This is a genomic window from Planktotalea frisia (genome assembly GCF_001890925.1).
GTDB classification, from domain to species: domain Bacteria; phylum Pseudomonadota; class Alphaproteobacteria; order Rhodobacterales; family Rhodobacteraceae; genus Planktotalea; species Planktotalea frisia.
Map to the genome: position 1 here is coordinate 1 of NZ_MLCB01000076.1, position 4280 is coordinate 4280.

Annotated in this window: 2 protein-coding genes; both read right to left on the reverse strand. The window is 48.7% G+C overall.

Annotation, left to right across the window (positions count from 1 at the left end):
• Window positions 1-328: 328 nt before the first annotated feature.
• Window positions 329-2827, reverse strand: coding sequence for a polysaccharide pyruvyl transferase family protein (locus PFRI_RS04365; protein ID WP_072629522.1), 2499 nt, complete (start codon window positions 2825-2827; stop codon window positions 329-331).
• Between the two features lie 61 nt (window positions 2828-2888).
• Window positions 2889-3863, reverse strand: a complete 975-nt coding sequence (locus tag PFRI_RS04370; RefSeq protein WP_111445707.1) for a GSCFA domain-containing protein — start codon at window positions 3861-3863, stop codon at window positions 2889-2891.
• Window positions 3864-4280: the final 417 nt, after the last annotated feature.

Consider the following 4280-nt stretch of genomic DNA (forward strand, 5'->3'; position numbering starts at 1 on the left):
TGGTCCTGTGAGAAGCTATACCACTGTATTTGCTTGGTTTATTGGTAATTTAAGAGAGATTTTGGTGCCCAGGAGAGGACGTCGAACTTTCTGTATTTCCATTTATTTACAGACACTTATTCCAAATTTAAAATATATAAGCGGTCCCGAAAGCGGTCCTGATTTGTGCATCAGATCAGAGTGACATTTTTTGGCTTGCTCCCAAAGCTGGACGGGTTGGCAGGTCAGCTTCCGGCCCTTAGCAGCCACTCCTTGGTTAACTCCGCGCTGTGGCACAGCGTCAGAAGACCAGTCATTCATAAATCGTGTGCGTTTTGCTGCCTCAATCTCACCCACTGCCATCACTATCTGTTCGGGCATCGTGGCCATTGCAATCAATGATAGATTGAAGACTGAGAAGAACTGAGGTGAATTTATCTTCCCATGCTTCGCTCTCCTCAGTTTGAAGCAGTTGGATCGATGGAAACCAAATTGACTGCTCTTGTGCTTTCCCCCAAACCCAATGTGGAGTGGGAGACAACAACGCAAAAGTCGGCTTGTTCAAATGACCCGCGAAAAATAACGTGCTGTTGTCAATGCTGACGACAACATCGACGGACCGTACCGTATCGAGAAAGGTAGCAGTGTCATGGACATAATTGATACCTGACTGATATTCGATACGGTGGACAGATGTATCATTTGATGTAGAAATTTCCGCTGACACATCACCATATTGCAGATTGACTAAAGCAATGTCGCGGTCAATTTTGTCGAATAACCTTACCATGCGCTGAAGTGGGATCGATCGCGATTTCCCTGTTGAAGGGTTCGTACTCCTCCACGAAAGACCAATGCGCAGCGGTTTAACTGCACCCGACAAATCCGCCGCTTGTTGCATCATAGAAAGGACTGGGAAATCCTTGTGATCCCGCCGCAGAAAAGAGCATGCAGCGCTGAAATAGGCTTTTACTTCAATTCTTGGATCGAGAAGGTCAATTTCTCCCTCAGCCGAAAATGGAATGAAACGTGCATTTGGGTAAAGCGATGTAAGGAACGGAATGAGCTTTTGCGATGTTTCAAAAAACACCTCTATGCCTTTAGCCTCGAGAGAAGGAATGAGGGTCGCGGCGAGCAACTCATATCCTACACCCTGTTCGGTTTCAGGGAGTAGGAGCAGGCTCTTGACTGTCGGCTCACCGTTCCATGTCGGGTGCCTGAAAGGTCTACGAAATGCCCCAAATACCTTTCCTGAGCCAAAGCGATATTTCCGGCTGTCAAAACCCGCCCCGAAATGCCCAAGGTGGAGCTTCACGTTCGCATCAACGCTGCGCGCGTTAAGATCGTCAGGGCGAAGTTGCAGAGCAACCTCAATATGCTGTTGGGCCTTGCTCCATTGTCCTTTTTGCGACCCCAGCAAGTTTGCTAATTGTACGCGGCCGGAAAAGTTCACTGGGTCAATAGCCGCAGATCGTTCAAGCCAATTGATCGCAATATCGATTTCATCAACAGCTGCGGCGGCACGCCCCGCGCAGAGCAGCACAACCGCCTGCGTCCCGCACAATACCTCGGCCTCTTGCGCAGCCAAAAACGCCTCGGTTGCGCGGCCCGAGGTGGTCAACGTTGTTATCAATTTGGTATGGGCCAACCACATCTTGGGCCTAAGCGTTAACGCCACTTTAAACAGGTCAACTGCTTGTGCAGGATATTTCAGGGCAACATAGGCTTTGCCGATGCAGACAAGCCCGTTGGCGTTGATCCGCCCGCGTGCTTCATTGTCCATTTCCTCAAAATACGCCGCAAGCTGAATATGTCGGTTACTTTGGGCGAGCGACACGATGGCCTTGTTAATTTCAGGTGCCTTGGTCCCTTTGGAAGTGGGCAGGTGCACATCCACCGAAAGCGTGCCGAAATCCGCAGCTTTTTGGTGGAAAAAGGCCATCGCTTTTTGAACACCTTCCTTGGAGTACGACAACAAATTTGACCGTATATGGTCCACGTTTGCAGGTTTATCTGCCCAATTGATGGCATCAAAATTTGGCTTGGAATGAATGTCAATAATATCCCTTAGAAAGCTGAACCGGTCATCTGCATCATTTCGGCATAAGACGACGGGAATGCCTGACGACATGCAGGGGGTTGCCGCATGGTGAAGTGGGGTCACAACGATAGATGCGTTTGATCGATAATGATCGAGAAGGAATTTTGCGTGTTTCTCGGCACTTTGCATGTCGGATATGTTCAAAGGCAAGGCATGTACTGCCTTGCGCTGAAACACGAACTCCAGCTTGGGCAGCAGATGCTTTGGCAAGGTGTCCAATGCTTCAGATGGAAACGCGCCCGATCCTTCGCCGTATGCAATCATGACCTTACCATCGAGCGGATAATCACATCGAGAGTCAAAAGAAAGCGTCAGGCAGCCCGTAACATGGGCGCTGATCCCATGTTTGAGGAAAAGATCGCAGGTGACCGTATCACGGCATCCGATGGGCTGATGGCGTTCAAAATAGGCGTGGTTTGCAACAATTACATCTTCTTTTGCTTGAAACCCGACAAAGACAGGGATGATTTTTTCAGGCACAGGAAAGCAATGCTGATAAAAACACGCGTTTAGAACAACAATAACCGGGGGGCCGTTGTAATTTACAATGCGATCCCGGTCGATTTCAATGACGTCTTCATCATTGATGTCCAGTTTTTGGTAGAGATTCCGGCAGGCAAGGGTTTGCATAAAATCACCCAGATTGATCGTGGCAAGTTGATCCCTGACCAAGCGGCGTTCAAACCCGAAGTTTGCATAGCTAAAATGCAGAACACCAAATTTTGGGCGCAAGTTATCGTCTGCCATGTCGTGCCATCCTGTCTATCCTACCATGATCGATCCTGAAAATGTTCTGAAACGATCTGCTTTACCCGTCAATAAGGAAGGCGTTTTGAAAAGCTTGCATGATAAGATCAACAGTTTCTGGCCGAGGGTGCCTTAAGTCGACGCCCATGGCATCATCCAAGTATGACGTCACGATTTCATAAGAAGGAAAGTAGAAAAGGTTAGCGTCCGTCGCAAATTCACGCATGACTTCATCAATCGCAACACGCAAGGAAGCCTTTGATACCGAGTTTGCGGTGATACAGGAAACCGGTCTGAATGTTGCGGCCAAGGGCACCGGCGACAAGGTGAAAATAACTGTCGCCTCTGGGCGAAACTTGCGAATGATCTTAAAGAGTTCAATTAGGTTCGAGCGGTTTTCTTCAACACTCATAACTTTAAAGCCGTGCCGCTTTTCGTCGAACAATCGATTGGGAACCGCTCTCCAGAAGACTTCTCCGTCTTCCTTGTCATACCAAACCTCAGACAAGCCAAGCGTAAAAACGAACACATCGGTTTTGTCAAAAATGCGGCGTATATTCATCCGCGCCTCTTCAGAAGAACTCGCCTCTTCTCCATCCTCAAGATGCCAAATGTCGTCTCCAAACCGCTTCAGTTCGAAAGCCCATTGGAACTGCTGCAGCATTGCGGCGCTGTTCACAATGCCCTCGCCAGAGCGAATGATATTCGCCTCAAGGTTCAGGTCATCGCCAAATACCCTATACCCATTCTGCTTCAGGTACTTTGTGACTTCTTGCGCAAAGCAACTGCCGAATGCTGTAATATAGGAGTTTTTGTCGATAAATGCGTCCTTAGGAAACCACCCAGCTCCTACATATTTGGCGACGGCGTCTGGCTCTGCCAAACTGTCGCGCATCGGATGGAAGTTCGTGCTTTCGCCCCTGTACCAAGTGCCGTGCGCTCGCCGTTTTTTTCCAGCCATCTGATAATAAATCAGGCTTGGCGACTCTTTGGCACCTTCATCAACGGCAAAGTCTTTGGTGGGCTTTTTTTTCATGTTTCCAAAATCCAATGTGTTTTGAGGTGAGCAGCACCACTTGAATGGTTCAAGTTAAAAGTTATTGCATGATTGGCCTTTGGTCCATCATAAGATGGCTTCCGGGGCCGGTGGGCGTTCCAGAATTAGCGGCGAAGTCTGTGGCATCGCCCTTATTGAGAGCAGAACAACAGATCTTCAAGCACCGCGCAGCATTGGTCCAATTGGGTTCTTTGCTGTTGTTAGCTGCGGTTGAAAGAGTCGCATGCTGCCGAACGTCTGCTTCCTCATACGGTGAAACCAAGTTTCGCATACGCAGCGAAGGTCCGCTTCCCGCCATTCATGTAGAAATGTACATGCCGCAGCATCGATCACTTCGGGCTGATTGTGTTGAAAAACTATTCCTTGATCGTAACAGTCTCTGCTGATTCAATCTGT

Bases quoted from the DNA above. Each gene is read 5' to 3' on its own strand.
- PFRI_RS04370 (WP_111445707.1), bottom strand. From the start codon at position 3,863: ATGAAAAAAAAGCCCACCAAAGACTTTGCCGTTGATGAAGGTGCCAAA.
- PFRI_RS04365 (WP_072629522.1), bottom strand. From the start codon at position 2,827: ATGGCAGACGATAACTTGCGCCCAAAATTTGGTGTTCTGCATTTTAGC.